The sequence below is a fragment of the Flavobacterium sp. GQ95 genome (genome assembly GCF_059758655.1).
In genome coordinates this window covers 106095-132508 of record NZ_JCAXEB010000015.1, presented here as the reverse complement: position 1 = coordinate 132508, position 26414 = coordinate 106095, and the positions used below count along the sequence as shown (strand labels likewise).

The following is a 26414-nucleotide window of genomic DNA, read 5'->3' as shown; positions in this document are numbered from 1 at the left end:
CGTAAACGTTGCTTTGTCTTTTTTAGATCCAGCGGCAACATATGAAGCTCAGATTTATGCTGACGCAGAAGGAACAGATGAAACACATAATCCGGCTGAAATTGCCATTTCTAAGAAGACGGTTAAAGCTTCAGATGTTCTAAAATTACATTTAGGAGGTGCGGGTGGTGCAGCCATTCGTTTCAAAAAGCTTTTATAAAAATCTGCAGGATAAAATAATAACTCTACATACTAACAAACAACCAAAAAATGAAAAAACTCTTTTTATTAACCTGTATTGCTGTCATTTTTCAAAATGTTAATTCGCAAAATAAGGTTACAGAGATAACAATTGAGAAAACAGAAAATAAAACCATCATTAATAAACATATTTACGGTCATTTTGCAGAACATCTGGGGCGATGTATTTATGGAGGTCTTTATGTGGGAGAAGACAGTAATATTGCAAATACAAAAGGAGTTCGTAATGACATAATTAAGGCGTTAAAAGAACTAAAAGTACCTAATCTTCGCTGGCCGGGTGGGTGTTTTGCTGATACCTATCACTGGAAAGATGGAATTGGACCAAAAAAAGACCGACCAAGTATTGTGAATCGTTGGTGGGGAGGAGCTGTTGAAGACAATAGTTTTGGTACCCATGATTTTTTGGATATGTGTGAAGTTTTGGGAGCAGAGCCTTATTTGGCCGGAAATGTGGGCAGCGGTTCTCCTCGTGAATTAGAAGAATGGGTTCAGTATGTCAACTATGAATCAGGAACTCCCATGTCTGATTTAAGAAAGAAAAATAATAGGGAAAAACCATGGAAAGTTACTTTTTGGGGAGTAGGAAATGAAATGTGGGGATGTGGTGGAAATATGACTGCCGAATATTATTCTAATTTATATCGACAATTTGCCACTTTTATGCCAGATGGTGCTGTTAAACCATTTAGGATAGCTTCAGGAGCTAATGGAGAAGATTATCACTGGACAGAAGTTTTAATGCGCGATATTCCAAAGGGATTGGTAGAAGCGGTGGCCTTACACTGGTATTCCGTTATAAATTGGGAAAAGAAAGGATCATCGATCAAATTTGATGAAAATCAGTATTTTGAAACGATGCATTCGGCTCTTAAAATGGAAGAATTGGTTCAAAAACATGCTGCCGTCATGGACAAATATGATCCGGAAAAGAAAATTGCTTTGATCGTAGACGAGTGGGGAGGATGGTTTGATAGCGATGGAGGTGATGAAGGAGGCGTTTTGTACCAGCAAAATACAATGAGAGATGCTATGATTGCAGGAGTAACATTAAACACATTCAACAATCATGCAGATAGGGTACGAGGAGCAAATTTGGCTCAGATAGTAAATGTTTTACAAGCGGTTATCCTGACCAATAAAGAGAAGATGTTACTTACTCCCACTTATCACGTAATGAAAATGTATAACGTGCATCAGGATGCTCAACTTATTCCTTTAAAAATAGAGTCGCCAAAATACATTTTTGATAAAAAAGAATTGCCGGCTGTTTCTGTTTCAGCTTCAAAAGATAAAGCCAATTTGACTCATATTTCAATTGTGAATATTGATTTGAAAAATGAAAATAAAATCAAAATAGATTTAAAAGAACTGGGAATCAAAGATATTAAAGGATACGTATTGTCTTCGTCAAAGATTCAGGACTATAATACTTTTGAAGATCCAAACAAGATAGCCCCGGTTGTCTTTAATAAATTTTCTATAAAAGCAGGTCAATTAGAAGTAACAATTCCGCCTTTTTCTGTTGTGGTTCTGGAAGGAAAATAAACCGGCCAGTAATTAAAAGGGATTGCCTGTAACTACTGGAAATAAGCTTAAGATAGATTGAATAAAACTATTTGCTATATTTGAATGTTAGCGGCTAATTAAAAGACATCTAAACAAATTGAAATCCGGAGTTTCCTTTGATGAAATCATAAAAAGTACCATTGCTTCCTAATGAATTCTATTAAATAAATCTACTTAAAACACTCCTGATAAGAAAATAAAAATTTTATCAGGAGTTTTATTGATTTAATAAAATACATACTATTAGTCTAAAAAACTAGCTATTTATAATTATTTTCGGTTTGACTATTTTAATATGAAAAAAAACATAAGACAAATCTGCGTACCAATACTGATATTATTTTGGATTGTTTCTTTCCAAAATATTATGGGGCAGCAGTCCTATGTTTTTCATCATTTAGAAACTACACAAGGTCTTTCCAATAATAATGTGAAAGCATTTCTAAGAGATAGTTACGGTTTTCTTTGGATTGGCACAGAGTCTGGATTAAACAGATATGACGGATATGAATTTAAGGTTTATAAGATGCATTCCGGTGTGTCTAATGCATTGTTTTCAAATAATATACTTGAATTACAGGAAGATGGTCTCGGTAATATCTGGATTGACTTCGGATATTCTTATATGGTTTATAAAAGAGATAAAGATTCTTTTTCAGACCCAAAATTATTCTTGCTTAATCTGGGTATAGAAACGGATTTTAATCCTAAAGTTTTTGTCGACAAAAACCGTAATCTCTGGGTGACCAATAAAAAGAAAATATTCTTTCACGATTTCAGGAAAAAGAAAACGTCTGTATTCCAATTAAAAACAACTTTAGAAGGTGAATTTTCTTTTGCTGATAATGGTGAATTTCTATATGCAATTCAGTATGATTCAGGGGTTTGTTTTAAGCTGAACAAAAAATCAGGAGTTGTGACATTTATCGAACTACCGGACTATATTAAACAAAATGCTATTAGTGCTTTCAATATAATTTACATAGACAGCAATAAAGGTTTGTGGATTTGTTCGGATAAAAGCGAACAGGTTTTTTACAAAAAGAATGCAGCCGAACCCTGGAAAAGATTTGAATTGTCTTCGGGATTAAAAACGCAGGCCAATCATATAACCAGTATTATCGAAAATCAACCGGGACAGATCTGGATAGGAACAGACCACAAAGGATTGTTTATCTATGACAAGGGAAAAGATGGGTTTGAAAATCTCGTATCTGATCCATGGGTCGAGACAGGCCTATCATCGAATACTGTAAAGTGTCTTTACAAAGACAACAGCGAGACTATTTGGGTTGGATATACTAAAAAGGGACTATCCTATTATCATGAAAGTTTTCGGAATTTTATCAATTTCAGACATCCCCAATGTTCCGATATCATGTCTATAATGGAAGATCATCAGGGAAATATTTGGCTGGGAACCGATGGAAACGGACTATATATAAAAGATCAAAAATCAGAAGCGGTCAGGAAACTCCCGGTTCCGAACATTGCCATAATATCTATACTGGAAGACAGGAAGAATCGTGTTTGGATTGGTACCTACCAAAAAGGGCTTTTTTGTTATGAAAATGGCAAAATGATTCAGTATACAACAAAGAACAGCAAATTAACTAGTAACAGTATTTGGAATTTAAAAGAAGACCGCTATGGAAATGTATGGATAGGACCACTGGGTGGAAAAATTCAGGTATTAACACAAGACTCGGATAGTTTTAATTCTGTAATTAATCCATTTGATGATATTGTCTATGCGCTGGATATGTTTTATGACGGTGGTGACAAAATGTATTTTGGAACTGTAAGTGGATTATTAGTAATTGATATTACCAATTACAAAAAGATTTCATATCATGGCAATAAGAGAGGAAATCAAGCTTTCGCTCAGGATCAAATTTCAAATGTCTATAAAGATAAACGCGGTCTGTTATGGTTAGGTAATAATGATGGACTGATTATCTGGAATCAAAAAAAGGATACGCTGTATTATTTTAATAAAGAGAACGGTTTATGCGATAACCTAATTAAAGGTATAACAGAAGATAATTTCAATAATATCTGGGTAACAACAAGCAACGGACTTTCAATACTTACCGTGAGGCCGGCCACAAACGGAGAATTTACTTTTTCAAGTAAAAATTACTCTGTAAAAGATGGCCTTGCCAATAATTATTTTAATGACCGCGCTTTTTACAAATTACAAAATAATGATATTGTCCTTGGTAATGTAGAAGGATATACAGTTTTGAACCCGAATAAAATGCATGAAAAAGACCCGTCTACATCAAAAGTTATATTTACTGAATTGACAGTAGGTAATAATACTATTCAGGTAGACTCCTACTATGATGGCCGAAGGCTGCTCGAGCATTCAATGCAATTAACTTCAGAATTAAATTTCAGGCATGATGATAAACTTATTTCCTTACAGTTTACAACAGGGAATTTATTGAATGCAGATAAGGTGAAATATGTTTATCAGATAGAAGGTTTTACAACACAATGGCTGCCAACTCAAAAAAATAAAATAGTAATATCTTCACTTCCAACGGGTAATTACAAACTTTTAATAAAAGCACGTAATAGCGATGGTGTTTGGAACAACATCCCTACAGAATTATCTATTAATGTAATGCCTCCTTTCTATTTTTCAATTTGGGCTTTTATTATTTATGCCATTTTGATTATTGGTGCACTAATATTTTTTGTTCGTAAAACGAAAGAAAAACATCTGATAAAACTCGTGCAGCATCGTTTACAAATGGATCATGAGAAAGAAATGCATATTAATGAGATCAAGCTACGATTTTTTACCAATATTAGTCATGATTTGCGTACCCCGCTTACCCTCATTATAACTCCTTTGCAGATTTTATTGAATGATGCAACAAGTGAAAGTATGAGAAAGAAATTAAGTGTTATGTATAAAAATGCACAACAGCTTATGACATTAATAAACTCATTGCTTGATTTTCATAAACTGGACGTTGGAGTAGAGCGACTAAATTTAAAATCAGGTGATTTTGTTCCTTTTATCAATGAAATTTACCTTTTATTTTGTGTTTATGCCGAAGAACGTAATATTAGTTTGCTGTTAAAGAGTGATATTGAGAGTTTAGAAATGTCCTTTGATCGCGATAAGATTCAGAAAATATTTTCAAATTTACTTTCAAATGCATTCAAATATACTTTAGATGGAGGTACTATAAAGATCCATATAAAAAAAGCGGGAGATAATGTTTGTGTTAGTGTTTCTGATACAGGCCGTGGTATTAGTAATAAAGAAAAAGAACATATTTTTGAACGCTTTTATCAGGCTCAGCAAGAACAGGAGAAAACTGGAACCGGTATAGGATTACATATTGTAGCTGAATATATCAGTCTTCATGGAGGAACGGTAACAGTTACAGATAATGTTCCTCAGGGTAGTATTTTTACCTTCCAAATTCCAGTCAGAATGGCTGATTTAGATACGGACGAAGAATATTCATCAGAAAATATTTTGGAAGAATTTACTACTGAGCAAGAGGAGGAAGCTTATGGAGTTACAAATAAAAAAATATTATTATTTGTAGACGACAACAATGATTTTTGTGAATTTATTAAAGATAATCTTGAAGACTCCTATACTGTAATAACTGCTAATAATGGAGAAGAGGCACTGCAATTGCTGCAAAAGTTTAATGTGACCATTATTGTGAGCGATGTAATGATGCCTGTTATGAATGGAATAGAACTTTGTAAAAAGATCAAAACAAATATCCACTGGTCTCATATTCCCGTTATTCTATTGACGGCACGTACCGCTGAAGAGCATATAGTAGAAGGTCTGGAACTGGGCGCGGATGATTATATCACTAAACCCTTTAATTTTAATTTGCTAAAACTACGTATTCAAAAATTTGTAGAATGGACAGAGAAAAGTCATGCCTCGTTTAGTCAAAAGTTAGATGTTTCTCCTTCAGAAATTACCATTACCTCTTTAGATGAAGCCCTGATAGCAAAGGCTATTAAGGTTGTCGAAGAACATATAAGCGATATTGAATTTTCTGTTGAATCCTTTAGTATGGCTTTAGGTCTAAGTCGTGGTCATTTATACAAAAAGTTAGTTGCCATTACGGGTAAAGGTCCAATAGAATTTATTCGAACGATACGATTGAAACGCGGACGTCAGCTTCTCGAAAAAAGCCAAATGCAAATTGCCGAAATAGCATACGAAGTAGGTTTTAATTCGCCGAAAAGATTCGCTAAGTACTTTAAGGAAGAATTTGGTTTTTTACCTTCGGAATACTTACGTATTTATAAACAACAGCAATAATGGCTGTTGGAGATGAATTATTAAATGCCTAAAAATATGAATAGCCTCCTGCTTTAGCCGGAGGTCAACCGAATTACATTACATTGAAGGCTTTAGCCAAATAAGCTGTAAGTTTAAACATCTTTACAGAAATTTGGTTAAAGCCATTCTTTTTGCTTTCTACTTCGACTTCCAGCTAAAGCAGGAGGCTATTCAATTTACAAACAAAACAAAAGGTCAATGAATTATACTATTTCCAAATCTTATTGACATACTTTCATACAATTTCAAATTGATTTATAAATGTATTTGATAGTACAGGTTTTTTATTTAATACAATTTGTGCACTCTTGCGATACAAAAGGAAACGTTGTGTGGCATGGTTTTCTTATTACTTTGTTTGCTTAAGAAATCATTTATTAACTATCAACCCATTTTTAAACCATGAGAAAAAAACTACTCGTCGCTTTCGGCTATTCATTTGTTGAAGCTATCAGCAAAATCAAGTAAGTTTTAGTCTCCATTATTCTTTTATCCCATGAAAAAAAAAATTAGGCTCATTTTAGCCTTCCTTGTTTTGCTTGTTCAGGCCGTTGCCTTGGCGCAAGCCAAAAATCCAATAATTTTTGCCGATGTGCCTGATATGTCTATGATCAGGGTTGGTAAAAATTATTATATGAGCAGTACAACGATGCATATGAATCCGGGTGTGCCCATTATGAAATCGACTGATCTTGTCAATTGGAAAATCATCAACTATGCTTATGATACTTTGGCAGACTTGCCGGCGCTAAATTTAACAGAAGGAAAAAACATCTATAGCAGAGGTTCATGGGCAAGTAGTTTGCGTTACCACAACGGTATGTATTACGTATCCACTTTTGCACATGACATACCAGGTGAAACCTATATTTTTAAAACAAAAGATATAGAAAAAGGAAACTGGGAAAGAGTTTCTTTTAAGCCATCCCTCCACGACCATTCTTTGTTTTTTGATGATGATGGCAAGGTGTATTTAATTTATGGCGCAGACAAACTTAAAATTGTTGAATTAAATGATGATCTGACAGGAATTAAACAAGACGTTCTGGAGCGAGTGCTCATCGAAAACGCCAGTGCACCAACAGGAAAAGAAGTAGGTCTTGCAGCTGAAGGATCGCAATTGTTTAAAGTAAATGGGAAATATTATCTATTTAATATTTGTGCGCCACGCGGTGAAATGCGAACTGTAATTATACACAGGGCAGATAATATCAACGGTCCCTGGGAAGGAAAAGTTGGCTTACAGGATAGAGGAATTGCTCAGGGCGGATTGATAGACACTCCCGATGGACGTTGGTTCTCTTATCTTTTCCGGGATTATGCTGCTGTTGGCCGCGTTCCTTATCTCGTTCCTGTTAAGTGGGAAGACGGTTGGCCTGTATTGGGAGAAAACGGAAAAGTCCCGGAAATAGTAGACCTGCCAGCCAGTAAAGGTTTGATTCCGAATTTGGTTGCTTCTGATGAATTCAATCGAAAAAAAGGACAGGCGGCACTGCCTTTAGTATGGCAATGGAATCATAATCCGGATAATGCGCTGTGGTCTGTAAGGGAAAGAAAAGGATTCCTGCGCCTCAAAACAGGAAGAATCGACACTGATTTTCTTCAGGCCAGAAACACACTTACACAACGTACTATTGGTCCAACCAGCTCAGCTTCTGTTGCTCTGGATGTTTCCAAAATGAAAGATGGCGATTTTGCCGGATTATCAGCTTTCCAAAAAGAGTATGGATCAGTGGGGGTTAAAATTGACGCAGGTCAAAAGTCAATAGTAATGATCACTACTGATAATGATAAGCCTGTCGAAGTACAGCGAATTCCATTGGATCAAGACCAAATTTACTTCAGAATCGATTGCGATTTTACTGGCATGAATGATGAAGCTAAGAGCCTTTACGCTCTTAATGGGAAAGATGAAGCTAGTTTCTTTTACAGTCTTGATGGAAAAGTTTGGAAACCGATAGGTCGACCTTTGAAGATGAAATATAGTATTCCGCATTTTATGGGCTATCGTTTTAGTTTGTTTAATTATGCTACAAAAGAAATAGGCGGTTATGCTGATTTTGACTGGTTCAGGATTAAAAACTAAGATAAATCATGAATAACTATCCAACCAAATGCAGGATTTGTATTAACTAAATAACTAAAATGAAACATACCTATAAACTTATAGTAACACTTATAACGATTTTAAATTGTTCGATTGGTGAAGCACAGAATCCTATTGTGCAGACCAATTATACTGCAGATCCTGCACCAATGGTACATAACGGCACAGTGTATCTGTATACAAGCCATGATGAAGACGATGCCAATGCTGACGGCAAGGGTTTTAAAATGCTCAATTGGTCACTTTATACCTCAACCGACATGGTCAATTGGACAGACCATGGAATAGTTGCTTCTCTAAAAGATTTTAGTTGGGCAAAGCAGGATAATGGCGCCTGGGCAGTTCAGTGTATTGAACGAAATGGTAAATTTTATTTATATTGTCCTACGCATGGCGGAGGCATAGGAGTTTTGGTTTCAGATAGTCCTTATGGTCCATTTAAAGATCCTATTGGCAAGAAACTGATCAATCATCATCCCTGGAATGATATTGATCCTACTCCATTTATTGATAAGGATGGACAGGCGTATTTATATTGGGGAAATCCCGGCTTGTATTACGTAAAACTGAATAAGGACATGATATCCTGTTCGGGTGAAGTGAAACAAATGCCCAACACTCTGGAATCTTTTGGTAAACGTGAAGGAGAAAAAAATGATGAAAGACCTACCACTTATGAGGAAGGGCCATGGCTGTACAAACGCAATAGTCTGTATTATTTATTTTTTGCCGCTGGACCAATACCGGAACATATTGGTTATTCAACAAGTAAAAGTATAACGGGACCGTGGAAATATCAAGGCGTTGTCATGCCTACACAAGGAGGTTCTTTTACCAATCATCCCGGCATAATTGATTTTAAGGGAAAGAGTTATTTTTTCTATCACAATGGTGCATTGCCCGGAGGTGGTGGTTTTACCCGTTCAGTTTGTGTAGAAGAAGCCAGGTTTAATAAAGATGGTTCGATCGTGCAAATGAATATGACAGAAGGTATTAAACAGAGTTTAAGTCCATTAAATCCTTATGATAAAACTGAAGCCGAAACCATTGCCTGGTCTGAAGGAGTGAAGTCAATGAATGATAATGGGTTTGGTAATTTTGTTACGGCAAAATACAATGACGCTTTTGTCAAAGTAAAAGAGGTGGATTTCGGTAAAAAGGGTGCTTCGAAATTCACTACAAGAATTGGCACAACGCAAAACGAAAATGTTTCAATGGAAATACGATTGAATACTAAAGACGGTGAGTTACTTGGAACCGTAAATGTACCAATGAAGGGAGGCAATGACAAATGGACATTGCAAACAATTGATGTTAAAAAAGTTTCGGGAATTCACGATTTATATTTTGTTTTTAAAGGAAAAGCCAAGACTGATATACTGTATTTTGATTATTGGAAATTCTTAAAATAATTTTTCACAAAAAAGCAAGCTGTTCAATCTTAAAAAATCTAAATCAGGATTTTTTAAGATTGAACAGCAATATAGATTAACGCATCCTGATCATAAAAATAATCAAATAGAATTCGGTATTTGATATTGATTTCTGGATTGATTCTACCCCGTTTTAGACTTTAGTCAAAGTAATTTCTCAATGCTTTACTAATTTAAATTTCTCTTTTTCTATTGCAGAAGTATTCAAAGATTTTTAGCTTCATTTTCACTTTGTGCATTACTATCTTCCCATAAATCAATTTCGTTTTTAAAATTTAAGGAAGCCTTCAGCAATTGTATTGTCGACAAATTCCATCCTGTTACATCGTTGGTTTGAGGAATCAAACGTCGTTAACTATATCGCTGCGGTTACAACTAATCTGATAGCAAATAAGAGTTTCGCTTGTTTGTAATAATCTACAGTTCTTTAAATTGTTCTTCCTTCAAAAATCTAGTGACATTGCCTTCACGCGAAAGAATTATCATGTGTGAACTTAATGTTAAAGACGAGTCTTAATCTGGATTTCTGTACAAAACATCTTCTTGTTGAAATGATAATTTATTATGATATAAAATATTAAAACAGAATAAATAAAGTCATTTTTTTATTACAAACATAAACATTGCAACAATTGATACCGTTTTTAGATACAAAATGAACCGTCGTTTGGGATTGCATTATTGTTAATTTGTTCCCAATAGATCGAAAATGTATCAAATGAAATAGTGATGCCATTATTTCTGTCCAATACATTTTTATTTGAAAAAAACCACTTGACTAACTAACTAAAACCACTTAATTATGAATGAAAAACATGTAATTCAACGCTTTGTAAAAGCAAAGAAACTCTTTAAAAAATATGCAGTACTGGTTCTGCTTTGTTCTTTTAGCATGGCATCAGCTCAAAACTCTAATATGAAAATTACAGGTACTGTATTAGATGAGTCAGAGAGCAAACCAATTTTTGGTGTCAATGTTAATCTCAAAGGAGCTAAGGCTGGTGTATCTACTGATTTGGACGGTTCATTTTCTATTGATGCTAAAATCGGAGAAACACTTGTTATAAGTTATCTGGGTTATGTAAGCCGGGAAGTAAAGATTACAGGGAGCAAATTAAAGATTAGCCTTAAAGAAGACCGTAAAGCACTTGATGAGGTAGTCGTAATTGGTTATGGCAAGGCAAAAAGGAAAGATCTTACCGGAGCAATATCTTCAATATCGGGAGAAGACCTTATGAAAACGCGTCCTACAACAATTGACCAGGCTTTACAGGGTAAAGTTGCCGGGGTAGTAGTGCAGCAGACTTCCGGTCAACCGGGAGGAGGAGTTAATATCCAGATACGAGGCTTGTCTTCTTTTGGTGGCAGCTCTCCTTTGTATGTAATTGATGGCGTTATAATTGGCCAAAGTTATGGTGGAGCTAATGGTACAAACCCCTTATCCACAATTAACCCTTCAGATATTCAGTCTATTGACGTTTTAAAGGATGCATCAGCAACAGCAATTTATGGTTCGCAGGCCACTAATGGTGTAATTGTTATTACGACCAAGAGAGGTAAAGAAGGAGCTCCAAAAATTACTTATGAATTTTCAACAGGATATCAGGAGCTGATTAAGCAATATCCAACTATGAATTTAAGAGAGTATGCTAAGTTTATTAACGACAGGGCAGCTGTTTGGGGGTTTGATAAAAGAGCAGAATTTGCTAATCCAAATTATTTAGGTGAGGGTACAAACTGGCAAGATGAATTGTTCAGAAAGGCTCCTGTAGTAAGTCATAACCTAACTTTAAGTGGAGGTAATGATAAAACGCAGTATTTATTGTCCGGATCTTTATTTAATCAGGAAGGTATAGCACTGGGATCTGAGTTTACAAGGGCTTCGATACGATTAAATTTAGACAACAAAACTACTGACTGGTTAAAAATAGGAACTAGTTTACAGTTGACCCATATTGATGAGAATGTAAATTCAACAGGTTCAAATGTTATTGCAGAGGCATTAAGTCAGACGCCAGATATCCCTGTAAAAAATCCTGATGGTAGTTATGCAGGAGAAGAAAGCAGTGAAGGATGGATTAATAAACGTGTAAATCCATATGCTCTAGCACTTACTAATGTAAATACTCCCAAAAGAAATCAGATGTTTGGTAATTTTTATGCAGATATAGCATTTACAAAGGATTTATCCTTTAGAAATGAAGTGTCAGGGAATTTTTCATTTAGGACAGAAGACCGATTCAGCCCTACTTATAAGTTTGGGTTAGCGGAGAGATTAGTAAATGATGCTTTTTATTCTTATAGTCAGGAGTATTTTACCACTTTTAGAAGTTTCCTGACTTATGCTAAAGTGTTTAAAAGCAAGTATAATGTTAACATACTGGGAGGACATGAGGCACAGTTGTTCCAGTTTGAAAATGTTTCTGCAGCAAGAAAAAATTTCATTTCAAACAGTGTTACTAATATAGGCAGCGGCGATCCCGCAACAGCAACCAATGGTGGAACCAGAGGAGACAATGCACAGGAATCTTTTTTTGGGCGTGTTAATTTTATTTACGATGATAAATATTTGTTTACCGTAAATGCGCGTGCAGATGGTTCTTCAAAATTTGCGCCAGAAAATCGCTGGGTAACCACTTATTCAGGAGCATTTGCCTGGAAATTAAATAATGAGAAATTTTTAAAAGGTTCAAAAACTGTCAATGAATTAAAGTTTAGGGTAGGTTATGGTTCTACCAATAACCAAAATGTTAGGGACAATGCTTATATAACTACATTAAGGACAACTTCAACTGCTTTGGCAGGTAATGCACAAATTATTAATAATTTAGGAAACCGTGAAGTTTCATGGGAAAAAACAGAATATAGTAATGCCGGAATCGATGCATCACTTTTTGGTTGGAAACTTAATCTTTCAGTTGATGTTTATAATCGTCTGACAGATGGACTCTTGCTGCAACTTCCTTTACCATTGTATTCCGGAACAATTGGTGGGTCAGGAATAATTAATCCTCCGTTTGTAAATGTTGGGGTTGTTAGAAACAGAGGGATAGACCTTCATTTGAATTCAAGAAATATAATCGGAAACGGAGATGAATTTAGCTGGAGCACTGATTTTACTTTATCACATAATCAAAATAAAGTATTAAAATTAAATACAGACGGCGCTTCATTGCTTGGAAAATATGGTGGTAATGAAGTAGTTGCTGAAACTCGTGTAGGTGGCTCTATTGGTGACTTTTACGGCTATAAAGTAGATGGGATATTTGCAACAGCAAAGGATTTTGAAACGCATGCTTTGCCTACAGATACAAATGGGGCAGTTTTGCCAATTACACCAAACGCTGGTGGGGTATGGTATGGAGACATGAAATTTAAAGATTTAAATGGTGATGGTGTAATTACAGAAAAGGACAGAACCTATTTAGGCTCTCCTATTCCGGTTTGCCAATTAGGGCTTGGTAATACTTTTACCTATAAAGGTTTTGATCTGAACATTTTCTTTAGTGCCAATATAGGTAATGAAGTAATAAATGGATTAAGGATTAACGGAGAAAATCCTTCAACACAATTTGGCTTCCTGCAAGCATTAAATGATCATGCTAATTTGGCTTTAATTGATCCAAATGGTTCGGCTTCAGATGTCAATAACGTATATGTTACCAATCCAAATACTACAATCGTAGGGCTTAAAAATAACGATAGTAATAGAAATCATCGATTCTCTGACAAGTACGTCGAAAACGGATCTTTTCTTAGATGTAAGAACATGACTATGGGGTACACGATGCCAAACGACTGGATGAAAAAAATACATATAAGTTCTCTACGTGTGTATGTTAATGTCAGTAATCCTTTTGTTATTACAAATTATAAAGGAATGGATCCGGAAGTGGGTTCATGGAATCCGCTAGAGGCAGGAATTGATTATGGCTTTTATCCACAAGCCCGAACATTTACTTTGGGAGTTAATATTGGATTAACTAAATAAAAATAAACTTAATAGAATAGAGAGATATGAAGTCAATATATAAAATAACTGTTTCAGCCCTTTTAGGAATAATGGTTTTGACTGGTTGTCAGGATGATTTTCTGGATCGCCCTGCTCAGTCAGAGATAAGTACTGAAAATTTTTATCAGACAAAAGAAGAGATCAGATTAGCTACGGCAGCACTTTATAGCAGAGTATGGGCACAATGGAATAATATAGCATACATTCCATTAGGAGATATTTTAAGCGGAAACCTTGTAATACCGTGGCAAGGTGCAGATTTAGTACAGCTTAATACTTTTACCCTTTCAGGATCTAACCAACGTTTAACAGACGGCTGGACAGGACTATATACTATAGTTGCACACTGTAATGGTACAATTAAGGCTATCAATGAAAATACGCCGGCAACAGTTACTGCCACAGATAAAAATGCCGGTCTGGCTGAAGCAAGATTTATACGTGCGATGGCCTACTATCATCTTGTAATGCTGTGGGGAGAAGTACCTATTATTGAAGATAATACAAAGTTGATACAATCGCCTTTGGTAAATAAAAATAGAACAGCAGATGTATACCGATTTATTACAGAAGATTTAACTTTTGCTGTCGAGAATCTTCCTGCAACTGATAGTAAAGGCAGAGTTACCAGCTGGTCAGCAAAGGGAATGTTAAGTAAAGTATATTTAACAATGTCCGGATTAGGAGAGCTGGGAGGTAATCGTAATCAGGAATATTTAAACAAGGCAAAACTGTATGCACAGGATGTAATCGAAAACAGTGGTTTAACTTTGCTTCCAAGCTATCCAGATCTTTTTAGAACACAATTCAATGATAACCCGGAATCATTATTTGCACTGCAATGGTCTGTTACTAGTGGCTGGATGGAAGGGAATCAATTATTGACCTACTCTCCGAGCAAAGATATTAATCCTCAAAAAGATGGCGCGTGGGGAGCTCCTTCACCTAGTTATGATCTGTATGTAGCTTATTCTAAGCAGGATTCTATAAGACGTAAAGCGACTTTTATGCTTACTGGAGACCACTATCCCGAATTGAACGCTGCTGGTGGTGGTTATACGGCCACAGGCCCAGGTATGAAAAAACATATTATTGGTAATGAGGCAGATAACAATTCTCCTGCAATGACGTTTTTGGGGTCCATACAGCATAATTCATTATTAAGATTGGCAGATATTTATTTAATATATGCTGAGGCTATCCTTGGTAATAATGCCACTACAAGTGATGTCAATGCTTTATTGTATTTTAATAAGGTAAGAACAAGAGCTGGTGTTGATCCGGTAACTGTACTTAATACAGATGTTATCCTGAATGAGAGAAGGCTTGAATTTGCTTGCGAAGGACAATATTGGTTTGATCTGGTAAGACTTTCTTATTATAATCCTCAAAAAGCAGTTGGTCTTCTTAGTAATCAGCAAAGAGTAAGATTTGAATATAATAGTGATACTGAGGTAGCTACGCCTACTGATCCTATTGGACCCATTTCCCCTGCTACCTTCGCGACTTTTACTTTACAGCTGCCTGCAGTAGAGGTGATTGCTAATCCTAAATTGAACGAACCATCAGTATCTTATTATGAATAGTGATAAAAAATATATAAACATGAAAAAATTATTAATTAACCGTGTTACTCATTTGCTTTTTTTAAGCATGATGTTGATTATTATAATGTTAACATCTTGTAATAATGATGATAATTTAAATGGTGCGCCTGTTATTACAGAGGTTAGGAATTATGCTGCCGCTCCCAATGATACTCTTGTAAATAAATTGGTGCCTGGTCAGTGGGTAGTTTTAAAAGGATCAAATTTTAAAAGTGCAGTTAAAATTGCTTTCAATGGTGTATCAATCCCATTCGATATAGGACTGTTTTCAGATACTTATGCTGTTGTACAGCTGCCTTATGTAATTCCATTTCCTTCAGTTCCTGAAAATCTATTAAATACTATTGAGGTGGCTACTGCAAGTGGTTCTACAATTTTCAATATCGATATCGTTGCCGGACCACCTTCGCTTGCTGCTATTTCAAACGAAAATCCGGTTGAAGGTGAGATTGTTACTGTATTTGGAACCAATTTATTCCTTATAAGCGAACTCAGTTTTGGAGGGGTGGCAATAACTGATTATGTAACAAAAGAGGATGGAACTGCAATTAGCTTTCCAGTATCTACTATTACAAGCGGTCCCTTAAAAATAATTACAGCATCAGGTGAAATTCTAACAACATTTAATGTTAATGATCTTACGACAGGTATGCTTTGTAATTTTGATACTATTGGCAGCATGGCATGGGGTACATCGACTAGTAATAATGATCCCGCTTTCCCTGGTAACCATGGATGGTATCCTATTTTAGACACTCCTGTTCTTAATGCTGGTAACGGAGCCTGGTGGGAAGGTGGTCGAAGCATTAACATCGAAAATGGATCAGAATGGGTTTCAGCTGCTGATTTAGGTTTAAATATAGATCAATTTGTACTTAAGTTTGAACTTAATGTTCCCGGAGACTGGAATGGCATATCGATGTTTATTGTTAGAGATTACAATTGGGATTTTTTAGCGCGTTTTGAACCATGGAAACTTTCAGTAACTAAAACAGCTAATTTCACTACAAAAGGAAAATGGGTAACAGTAACAATCCCATTGACTGAGTTCCGCACAAAAAAGGATGGAATAGACGGTACGGGTAATTCGGCAGCAAGCCTTTCAGAATTATTTGGTTCAAAAAAGAAGACTATAAATTTCTTTGCTGTCAATACCTCAGACAAATCAAGCACAACCGGTCTTCGTGCAGGGATTGATAATATCAGGATTGTGAAAATCAAATAACAAAAATCTTTTAATTCAATAACAAATTAATAGTAATAATAAAGACCTGCAGCTATTTCATGAAAGTTACACTTTTCTGCAGGTCTTAAATAAAAATTTATTAATTCTAAAAAGCAAAAAATGAAACTTAAACATTTTTATAAAATTGTACTGCTGCTGATCATTATAGCATTTTCGGTCTCCTGTTCAAAAAATGAGGACGAAGCCCCACAATTAACGGTTTCAGCAAAAACGGTTTCTTTTGAGCCAGCTGGAGGTACATCAGAAGACATCACCATTGAAGCCAACAGTGCATGGAGTGTTAGCAATTCGGCAGCATCCTGGTTGCAATTAACCAAAGCTAGCGGCAGCAGTGGAACTACTGCAACAAAATTTACAGTTTTAAGTAATGAAACCGGATTTACCCGCTCTATTGTTCTAACTATTGAAGCGGAAAATGGTCAGGCCCGAAGAATTACGATTACACAAAGAGGTAATTTATATCCAACCTATAATTTATCACCTAAAGCTCCCGACGAAACAGGAATGAGTAGTACGGCGATGCAATTGTCTGCAAAAATGCATTTGGGAATAAATTTTGGCAATACCATGGAAGCACCAACCGAAGCTGAGTGGGTGAATAGTAAAATTACCGAATCGTATGTGAAATTTGTAAAAGAATTAGGTTTCAATTCTGTAAGGATTCCATGTGGCTGGGTTTGGACCCATTTAAGCGATCCGACAAAAGCAAAAATTGACCCTGCGTGGCTTAACCGCGTGAGAGAAGTTGTTAAATTGTGTGTGGATAATGATATGTATGTGATACTAAATGCTCACGCGGATAATGGCTGGCTTGATAATAATATCACTAAGGCAAAGCAAGAGTCCATTAATGCAATGCAAAAGGCGATTTGGGAACAGATTGCTACAACCATGCGTGATTTTGATGAGCACCTTATATTTGCCGGTGCAAATGAACCTCCGGCTGAAAATGCCGAGCAGATGGCCATACTTAATGGTTACTACGAAACATTCATCAAAGCAGTTCGTGCCACCGGAGGCAGAAACAGTTACAGGGTGCTGATTGTACAGGGCCCCAGAACTGATGCCACTTTAACTTTTGATCTGATGAATACGATGCCAACAGACAACATTCCTAACAAATTGATGGTTGAGGTACATAACTACACGCCATCTTTATTTACGATAGTAACAGATGCAGATGTAAGTTGGGGTAAGATGATTTATTACTGGGGAGCTGGGAATCATTCTACTATTGAGCCGGAACGCAATGCCACCTTTGGAGAAGAGGATGTGATTGATTCTGAATTCCAAAAGATGAAACAAAAATTTGTTGATAAAGGTATCCCTGTGATGCTGGGCGAGTATGCAACCTGGAGAAGAACTCCAGGCCTGGGCAAGCCTGTTCCTAAGGATATGGAAATGCACAACAAATCTGTGGATTATTGGTCCTATTATGTGACGAAACAGGCTAAAGCGAATGGTATTGTGCCATTCTGGTGGGAGATAGGTTTTATGTTAGACAGAGCTAATAATAAGGTAAAAGACCAGGCTATGTTAGATGCCATCATTAAAGGAGGTAAGTAAAAAGTAAGACACTACAACTAAATAAAATACAGTTTCGCAGGGTATCAGGTATTGGTACCATTAAGCAAGGACTGAATTTAAAAAATCTGTGACTTTTAGGAGTCACAGATTTACTTATAAAGAATTCTCAATGAAACAATGAATTTAAAATTTATTGATTCTAAAAATAAACAAAAAATGAAACATAAACATTTTTATAAAATTATTTTACTGCTGATCGTTAGCGGTACTCTTTCCGCACAAACGGTTTGGTTAGATGAACTGGATCTCAGCGTAACTTCACAGGGCTGGGGTTTACCTAAAAAAAACAGGACGGTTGATGACAACATCATGACCATTGCAGGCAAAACCTTTGAGCGTGGCTTCGGCACACACGCAGAAAGTTCTCTTTTTATCCAACTTAATGGTAAGGCAAATTCGTTTACCGCACAGGTTGGCATTGATGATGAAGTGAAAGGACGTCAGCCCGCCGTAGAGTTTATAGTATTCGGTGATGGAGAGAAGCTTTGGGCGAGCGGTGTAATGCATGAAGGTGATGCTGCCCGGCTTTGTAGTGTTAAACTTTCGGGTGTGAAACAAGTTGAGCTGCGGGTAACAGACGCAGGAGATGGTGGCAGCGATCATGCCAATTGGGCTGATGCTAAATTTGAGGCGGCAGGCGTATCAACTTTTGCTACTTATTATCCTGTCCCAAGTGAACCCTGCATTCTTACCCCTAAGCCATCGGCAAAACCGAAGATTAATAGTGCAAGTGTTTTCGGTGTCCGTCCGGGCTCGCCGTTTCAGTTCAGGATACCGGCTACCGGCGAACGGCCAATGACCTTTCAGGTTACCGGGTTGCCTCAGGGACTGGAGCTGGATCAAAAAACAGGACTTATCACGGGCAAGCTTGCAAAAGCCGGCACTTACGTTATTCAATTGAAGGCAAAGAATGCGAAAGGTATAGCCCAAAAAAGTTTGCGTATTAGCTGTGGTGATAAAATTGCACTTACCCCGCCAATGGGATGGAATAGCTGGAATTGTTTTGCCCATGAAGTTTCTGGTGAAAAAATTAAACGCGCTGCGGAAGTAATGGTGAAAAGCGGACTTATAAATTACGGATGGAATTATGTAAATATTGACGACTACTGGCAAAATAACCGCGATTCGACAGATCCTTCCCTGCAAGGCAAGCTGCGGGACGAGTCTGGTACTATAGTTCCTAATAAAAAGTTTGGAGATATGAAAGCCCTGACAGATTATGTGCACGGTCTCGGTTTGAAGATCGGTATCTATTCCAGTCCTGGCCCTTGGACCTGTGGTGGCTGTGCTGGTAGTTATGGTCATGAAAAGCAAGACGCTGAAACCTATGCCAAATGGGGTTTTGATTATCTGAAATACGATTGGTGTAGCTACGGAGGGGCGCTAAATGGACTACCCGATAACGACCCGAATAAAGTAATCTCCATATCGTATAATGGAGGTTATCAATTGTCTACCGCAGTTAAACCATACAAATTAATGGGAGAGTATATCCGTCAGCAACCTCGTGACATTGTTTTCAGCCTGTGTCAATACGGAATGTCGGATGTTTGGAAATGGGGTGATTCGGTAGGAGGAAACAGCTGGCGTACAACCAATGATATATTGGATACCTGGTCCAACGTTAAAGGCATTGCATTAGCGCAGGATCAGTCTGCAGCCTTCGCTAAACCCGGTAACTGGAACGATGCAGACATGCTGGTCGTAGGAACCGTAGGATGGGGTAACCTGCATCCGACCAAACTTAAACCAGATGAGCAATATCTTCACGTCAGCCTTTGGAGCCTTTTCTCTACTCCGCTGCTACTGGGTTGCGATTTGGAAAAACTGGATGCCTTTACCCTGAATTTATTGACAAACGATGAAGTAATTGCTGTTAATCAGGATGCTCTTGGCAAACAGGCTACCTGTGTTCAGACTATAGGTGATTTACGTATTTACGTAAAAGATTTAGAGGATGGCAGTCGTACAGTCGGCTTTTGCAATTTCGGTCTGGAGAAAGTAGATATCTCGTACAAGGATCTGAAAAAACTTGGTATTTCAGGAAAGCAAAAGGTGCGTGATCTTTGGCGCCAGAAAGATATTATAACAATCCATGCAGACAAAGAGGCTCTTTCGCTGAAGGTTCCGGTGCATGGAGTGGCTCTGTACAAATTTATGCCGGTTAAATAGCAGGATAAAATTTCTTAACCGCCCCCCTTTTATAAGTAAAAAAGGGTACTGGGAATTGACACAGAGATTCCAGTGATACGATAATTAATTAATTGAAATTAACCCTTAACGAGTATCCGTTTTTTGGGTAAAAATAAAAAAGCATGTTTAGAAAAAAAGTATTGTTAAGTACAGTCATTGTTATGGCTTTTATGGGAGGAAGAGAATGCACAGAAGCGCAGACTAAAGCAGGTAAACCAAAAAAAGAAAAAGAAAACCTGACGGAAAAATTTGCAAATGTTTCGCCGAAACTTACCTCGGATAATGCGAATCCATTATTAGATTTTATGTTTACGGCCGACCCGACTGCTGTAGAATACAATGGAAGAATTTATGTGTATGCCACAAATGATCATCAACAGTATGAGCATGTAGGAAAGGATGGGAAAAATTCATACGAGCATATCCATACACTGGTCATGATGTCTACCGATGATATGGTCAACTGGACGTATCATGGTCTCATAGATACTGCAAAGCTGGCACCATGGAGTCAGAATTCCTGGGCGCCTTCCATTACATCCAGACTGGAAGCAGATGGTAAAACGCACTTCTATTTATATTACTCCAATAGCGGTGTTGGTTCAGCCGTCCTTACTTCCACTTCTCCAGTTGGTCCGTGGAGTGACCCATTAGGAAAGAATATAGTCGACCGCTCTGTTTCGGGAGTAGATTGCGAAGCTCCGTTCGATCCGGGAGTTGTGATAGACGACAAGGGTACAGGCTGGCTGACTTTTGGAGGCGGAACGCCTAAAACGAAATATATGCCGGACAATTCCAGAATCGTCAAATTAGGATCAGATATGATCAGTTTGGCAAGTGACGTTGCCAAGATACCCGCTCCTTATTTTTTTGAGGCCAGCGACCTTAATTTTATCAATGGAACCTGGGCCTATACCTATAATACAAGTTGGGAACAGCGTACTGAATGGCCTTATACGAATAAAGATAAACCAACCCAATGCAGTATGTCCTATATGACGACTAAAACACCATTAAATCCGGATAGTTGGACGTATCGCGATAATTACTTTAAAAATACCGGGGACGTTGGCGTGGGGCCTTTAACAAACAATCATACTCATCTGTTCCAGTTTAAAGGGAAATATTATATTGCTTACCATGCCATGTATTTGCAGGATTATTTTGGCACCAAGGGCGGTTTTCGTAATGTAGGTATCGAAGAAATGCAGGTGGATGAAGAGAATGTGAATATCCAAATGGGCAAAGCAACTTTTAAAGGTCCGTCACAAATTAACCTCTTAAATCCATTCGTTCTTCAGCAGGCAGAAACTACCGGAGGTACTTCGGGTCGGGTTCAGTTTGAAGCTGCTGGTAATGTTGGTAATATGGTTGCCAAAGGAAAAGCAGATAAACAATGTCTGATGGTCCGTGGAGCCGATTTTAGCAAACAGCTTCCTGCCAAATTTGAAGCCAGAGTGAAAGGTAAAGGCAGAATCGATGTTTATCTAAATAATCTTAAAGATAAAGCTGTTGTTTCCATTATATCTGATGGAAAGGACTGGACTACGCTCTCAAAGAAAATAGAACAGAAAATAGATAAAGGAACAGCGAATATCTATTTTGTATTCAATGGAGAAGATTTTTTGTTTGATGAATGGAAATTCATTGATTAATTCAGCTTGCCGGTTTTTGATGCTAATTATAACTAGTTATAGCCAATTTTGAAATCGCTCCGAATAGTGGTAAATAGTAAATGTTAGTATTGTTAATTTTTGAAAAACGGATTGAATGGCTACTATAGTCTTTCTCTTATTTGATAAATAATTTTTAATTAACGATTATTATTTTATGAAAAAAATCATTGCGTGTTTTAGTGTTTGTCTTTTTATCCAATTAAATTTATTTTCACAAAACTCAAAATTTGCGCCTATTACTCCAAGGTGGGCATTAGAACATATTGTTTGGGAGGACAGTGCCAACAACCAGGTTTCCTCGCTAAGACTTGTAGACTTATATTTAAAGCATAAAATACCTGTGGGGTCTATTATTATTGATAGTCCGTGGTCAACAGCATATAATAACTTTGATTGGGATACAAAACGTTATCCAAATTCAACAAAAATGATCCATAGCTTCAAAAAACGAAATGTAAAAGTGATATTGTGGCTAACCGGATGTGTAAATAGTACAGCTACAGATATGGCGATTCAAAAACACCCTTCATTTGATGAGGTTGTTGCAAAAAAATATGCAGTAAACAATGGAAAAACATCGCATTGGTGGAAAGGAGATGGCTTGCATATAGATTTTACAAACAAGGATGCCGTAAAATGGTGGAATTCGCAACTCGATAAAGTTTTAATTGATGGAGTGTATGGATTTAAAGTAGACCAAGGTGAAATATATTTTGGTGATACCATTCAAACATCAATCGGGAAATTAACGAACACTGAATTTCGGCCATATTATTACAATAGTATGTTTCAATACATTACTAGTCGCAAAGCTGAAGGTGCAATAGTTGGACGACCATTCTCACATCAGGGAGGTGTAGAAGCATCGGTAGAAAAATTAAGCCTTGGATGGTGTGGCGATTTCGAAGGTTCATGGAGTGGTTTGAAACTTCAGATAAACAATATATATAAAAGTGCAGAACTTGGATACGGTGCTCCCGGATGCGAAATAGGAGGCTTTTTTGGAGCTCGTGCGAGTAAAAAAGAATTGATACGTTATGCCCAGTTTGGTGCTTTAACTGCCAGCATGATAAATGGAGGCGAAAATGGTGCATTTACAAATCATTTACCCTGGTATCATGGCAACGAGGCAACATTATGTTACCAGCAGGCCGTGTGGTTGCATAGTCAGTTAATTCCTTATTTATTCAGCACCATAGTGGATGTACATAAAACAAGTGGTTCGTTAATTAAAAATGTATCGTACAAAGAAGAAAGCCACATGGTTGGTAATTATTTATTTACAAAAGCTGTTACGTCGGCAGACGATTCTGTAAATTTTAGTCTTCCAAAGGAAGGTAAATGGATGGATTTTTGGTCAAGAACTATTTTTGACGGAGGTGCAAATATTACTAAAACATATCCACTTAACCAATTTCCTTTATTCATTAAAGTAGGAGCAATTATTCCAATGAATATTACGAATAGCTATTCGGGTATCGGTGATTCAACTTTAGCTGGCAAACAAACCATATACATTGTTCCAAACAGAGAGAAAACCGTATATCAATATTATCGACCGTTAGGAGATGGGATAGAGTTTGATTCTATACAGATTACTCATGATGGTCAATTAAATGAATTAATTGTACAAGGTAACAATAAACTCCCGTATGCATTTTTAATTCAACAGGTTGCTAAACCCATTGAAGTGGTTAACGCTGATGAATGGAAGTACAATGAAACTAAGCAGGAATTATTAATTCTTAAAAAAGGAAACGAATTTAGTATTAAACTTAAGTTCTGATAAAAACGGATTTTATATAAGAAAACTGGCCATAACATTACGTCACATTTATCCCCATGCTTTCTTGTTGGTGATAACCACAAGGGCGAAAAGGGAATAAAGTTTTTTTTTAGTTCAGATGATTCAGAATTTGAAACAGAAAAGATAAAATAATAATATCAAAATATTAAATATGAAAAAATACATACATAATCTAAAAATTTTCTTTTTATACCTTGTTTTAGTATTTAGCTCGGTTTTAACAAACGCCCAGACTTATACATGGCAGAATGCACCCATTGGGGGGGGCGGATTTGTGACAGGGATTGTTACCCATAAAACATCTGGTGATAGGTATTGCCGCACGGATGTAGGCGGAGCTTACCGCTGGGATGAAGCCAACAATAAATGGGTTCAATTGTTAGACTGGCTAAACGAGTCGGAAAGTGGATTTATTGGCGTGGATGCTTTGGCTCTGGATCCGCAGAACTCCAATAACGTTTATATGCTCTGCGGCACCGAGTATATGAAGGGTGGAAGAACGGCAATATTGAAATCCACCGACAAAGGAAATACCTTCACGTATACAGATGTTACGGCTAAATTTAAAACACATGGAAATGGGAACGGACGCGGGAACGGGGAACGTCTTGCGGTAGATCCCAAAAACAGTAATATTTTATTCTGTGGAAGCAGGGCTAACGGATTATGGAAAAGTACAGATGCCGGCGTTACCTGGAACCAAGCATGGAACGGCGTAACTACCACTTCCAGTGGGAACGGAATATGTTTTGTCCAATTTGATCCTTCAGGCAGCGTAGTAAGTGGGGCGACCCAAACCATTTACATTGGTGTTTCCCGGACCGAGGGAGGAAACATTTATAAAAGTACAGACGGAGGTGCTACCTTTACAGACATTTCCGCAACCACTGGTTTTATGCCGCATCGGGTTGCTTTGCAGGGAACTACCATGTATGCCACTTATGCGGATGGTGCAGGTCCGGCCACCAATGGTGATGGGAAGTTATATAAGCTCAACACGTCTACAGGAGTGTGGACAAACGTTACCCCTGTTAGTTGGAAGGACCATTCATACGGCGGGGTAAGTATAGACCCAACTAATGTAAACCGGGTAATAGTTTCTTCTTGTGGTAGTTATAGCAATAACCAGTACGGTGGTGGCTGGGGAGACTTTATTTTCCTCTCTACTGATGGAGGATCGACCTGGACCCTTAAGAATGGTACTAACGCTACTTATAACAATAATGGCATGGCATGGACAGGTGATGGCCCGGTTAACTGGATGGACTGTATCGAGTTTGACCAGTCCAATCCTTCAAAAGTACGGGTAATAGGTGGCGGTGGCGTATATACCTGTTCTGATATTACAGCTACGAATCCTTCTTGGAAGTGTGATGTGATTGGAATTGAAGAGACCGCATTCCTAGACGGGATAAGTATACCCGGAGGACCGTTTATTTCCTCTTTCGGAGACGTATGTGGTTTTGTACATGATCCGTTGACTTCTTTTCCATCAGCAAAACTTTCTCCTACAGATGGGAATAACCAGAGCATTGCTTACGCAGCTGGCAACACAAACAAAGTAGTAAGAGCTTCTAGTGGAGGAAGCGTTATTTACTATTCTACCAACAAGGGGGCAACATGGATGGCTTCCGCTACTAATATGGGTAAGGACGGTAGGGTTACCATCAGCGCCGATGGAGGAACGATTCTGCACCGCCCTGGAGGTTCCACAACTACCTACTACACGACCAATAATGGAGCAAGCTGGTCCAGTTGTTCGGGTGTATCGTCTCCAGACGCCGTTCCGGTGGCCGACCAGGTAAACTCAAATTACTTCTATATCTATAATCCAACGAACGGGCAGATGCTTTCAAGTTCCAATAAGGGGGTCAGCTTTTCAGTAGCAGGTACTCCTGGTACTAATACATTTGAGCCCTGGGTAGCAACAACCTTGATCCGCTCGGTGCCTGGCTTTGAAGGACATATTTGGGTGCCTCTTGGTGGCAATGGTTTAAAATATTCTATCGACCATGGAGCGACTTATACTACTCTTTCCAATGTACCTTACTGCACAACGGTTGGGATAGGAAAAGCAATAACCGGAGCCAGCTATCCTACCATTTTTATCTGGGGAACCGTGTCAGGCGTTACGGGTCTTTTCAGATCAACTGATCAGGGTGCTACATGGCTCAGAATGAATGATGATGCCCATGAGTTTGGAGGAGCGCCAATGCTGATCGGAGATATGAATGTTGACGGAAGAGTATACATGAGTGCTAGCGGAGGAAGAGGTTTAATTTATTGGGATAACACTACCTTGTCTATAGATGATATTTCAGGGGATTCAAACTTTTCGATAGATTTTTATCCAAATCCATTTGTTAATGGTTTTAAGATTGAAGCTAAAAAATTGAATGAACCAATTCGTGTTAGAATTTTTGATCTGATGGGTAAAAAAGTAGAAGCAGCAGAATCCTCTCCTGAATCTGCGCAATTGTTAATGGGGGCTTCATTGCAACCCGGATTATACATAGTGCAGGTTGAAGGGGTAAACTCAAATTTCTCAAAATCATTTAAGATTCTTAAAAAATAGATCTATTTGTTGTGATTGAAAAA

The 26414-nt window shown here is 37.4% G+C and carries 14 protein-coding genes; 13 read left to right on the top strand and 1 reads right to left on the bottom strand.

Features of this window, described 5'->3' with window-relative positions; genetic code table 11:
• From AC6CH4_RS22745 to AC6CH4_RS22725, 5 genes are all read left to right on the top strand, one after another.
• Nucleotides 1–199, top strand: a 199-nt coding sequence (locus AC6CH4_RS22745) for a glycoside hydrolase family 97 C-terminal domain-containing protein (protein WP_498107073.1), incomplete at its 5' end; no start/stop codon positions are given.
• Nucleotides 200–249: 50 nt separating this feature from the next.
• The gene (locus tag AC6CH4_RS22740) at nucleotides 250–1788 is read left to right on the top strand and encodes an alpha-N-arabinofuranosidase (protein ID WP_498107071.1); all 1539 of its coding nucleotides are present in this window, start codon (nucleotides 250–252) and stop codon (nucleotides 1786–1788) included.
• A 388-nt stretch (nucleotides 1789–2176) separates the two neighbouring features.
• Nucleotides 2177–6127: a hybrid sensor histidine kinase/response regulator gene (locus AC6CH4_RS22735; RefSeq protein ID WP_498107069.1), complete on the top strand. Its 3951-nt coding sequence runs from the start codon at nucleotides 2177–2179 to the stop codon at nucleotides 6125–6127.
• 517 nt (nucleotides 6128–6644) lie between these two features.
• The gene (locus tag AC6CH4_RS22730; RefSeq protein ID WP_498107067.1) at nucleotides 6645–8234 is read left to right on the top strand and encodes a glycoside hydrolase family 43 protein; all 1590 of its coding nucleotides are present in this window, start codon (nucleotides 6645–6647) and stop codon (nucleotides 8232–8234) included.
• Between the two features lie 59 nt (nucleotides 8235–8293).
• Nucleotides 8294–9667, top strand: a complete 1374-nt coding sequence (locus AC6CH4_RS22725; RefSeq protein WP_498107065.1) for a glycoside hydrolase family 43 protein — start codon at nucleotides 8294–8296, stop codon at nucleotides 9665–9667.
• 225 nt (nucleotides 9668–9892) lie between these two features.
• On the opposite strand, the gene AC6CH4_RS22720 is transcribed toward AC6CH4_RS22725, so the two are convergent.
• Nucleotides 9893–10033, bottom strand: coding sequence for a hypothetical protein (locus tag AC6CH4_RS22720; protein ID WP_498107063.1), 141 nt, complete (start codon nucleotides 10031–10033; stop codon nucleotides 9893–9895).
• A 457-nt stretch (nucleotides 10034–10490) separates the two neighbouring features.
• Between AC6CH4_RS22720 and AC6CH4_RS22715 the strand changes: the two genes are divergently transcribed.
• The 8 genes from AC6CH4_RS22715 (at nucleotide 10491) to AC6CH4_RS22680 (ending at nucleotide 26391) form a co-directional block, all read left to right on the top strand.
• Nucleotides 10491–13679 carry a SusC/RagA family TonB-linked outer membrane protein gene (locus AC6CH4_RS22715; RefSeq protein ID WP_498107061.1) on the top strand — a complete coding sequence of 1063 codons (3189 nt, stop codon included), beginning with the start codon at nucleotides 10491–10493 and terminating at the stop codon, nucleotides 13677–13679.
• A 26-nt stretch (nucleotides 13680–13705) separates the two neighbouring features.
• Nucleotides 13706–15286, top strand: a complete 1581-nt coding sequence (locus AC6CH4_RS22710) for a RagB/SusD family nutrient uptake outer membrane protein (protein ID WP_498107059.1) — start codon at nucleotides 13706–13708, stop codon at nucleotides 15284–15286.
• 19 nt (nucleotides 15287–15305) lie between these two features.
• Nucleotides 15306–16532 (top strand): glycan-binding surface protein, encoded by a 1227-nt coding sequence (locus AC6CH4_RS22705; protein ID WP_498107057.1) that lies wholly within the window; start codon nucleotides 15306–15308, stop codon nucleotides 16530–16532.
• A gap of 120 nt (nucleotides 16533–16652) precedes the next feature.
• The gene (locus AC6CH4_RS22700; RefSeq protein WP_498107055.1) at nucleotides 16653–18119 is read left to right on the top strand and encodes a cellulase family glycosylhydrolase; all 1467 of its coding nucleotides are present in this window, start codon (nucleotides 16653–16655) and stop codon (nucleotides 18117–18119) included.
• Between the two features lie 138 nt (nucleotides 18120–18257).
• Nucleotides 18258–20312: an NPCBM/NEW2 domain-containing protein gene (locus AC6CH4_RS22695; protein ID WP_498107053.1), complete on the top strand. Its 2055-nt coding sequence runs from the start codon at nucleotides 18258–18260 to the stop codon at nucleotides 20310–20312.
• 143 nt (nucleotides 20313–20455) lie between these two features.
• Nucleotides 20456–21988 (top strand): glycoside hydrolase family 43 protein, encoded by a 1533-nt coding sequence (locus AC6CH4_RS22690; RefSeq protein WP_498107051.1) that lies wholly within the window; start codon nucleotides 20456–20458, stop codon nucleotides 21986–21988.
• 175 nt (nucleotides 21989–22163) lie between these two features.
• Nucleotides 22164–23795: a TIM-barrel domain-containing protein gene (locus tag AC6CH4_RS22685; RefSeq protein ID WP_498107049.1), complete on the top strand. Its 1632-nt coding sequence runs from the start codon at nucleotides 22164–22166 to the stop codon at nucleotides 23793–23795.
• A 397-nt stretch (nucleotides 23796–24192) separates the two neighbouring features.
• On the top strand, nucleotides 24193–26391 hold the full coding sequence (locus tag AC6CH4_RS22680) for a T9SS type A sorting domain-containing protein (protein WP_498107047.1): 2199 nt from the start codon (nucleotides 24193–24195) through the stop codon (nucleotides 26389–26391).
• Nucleotides 26392–26414 lie beyond the last annotated feature (23 nt).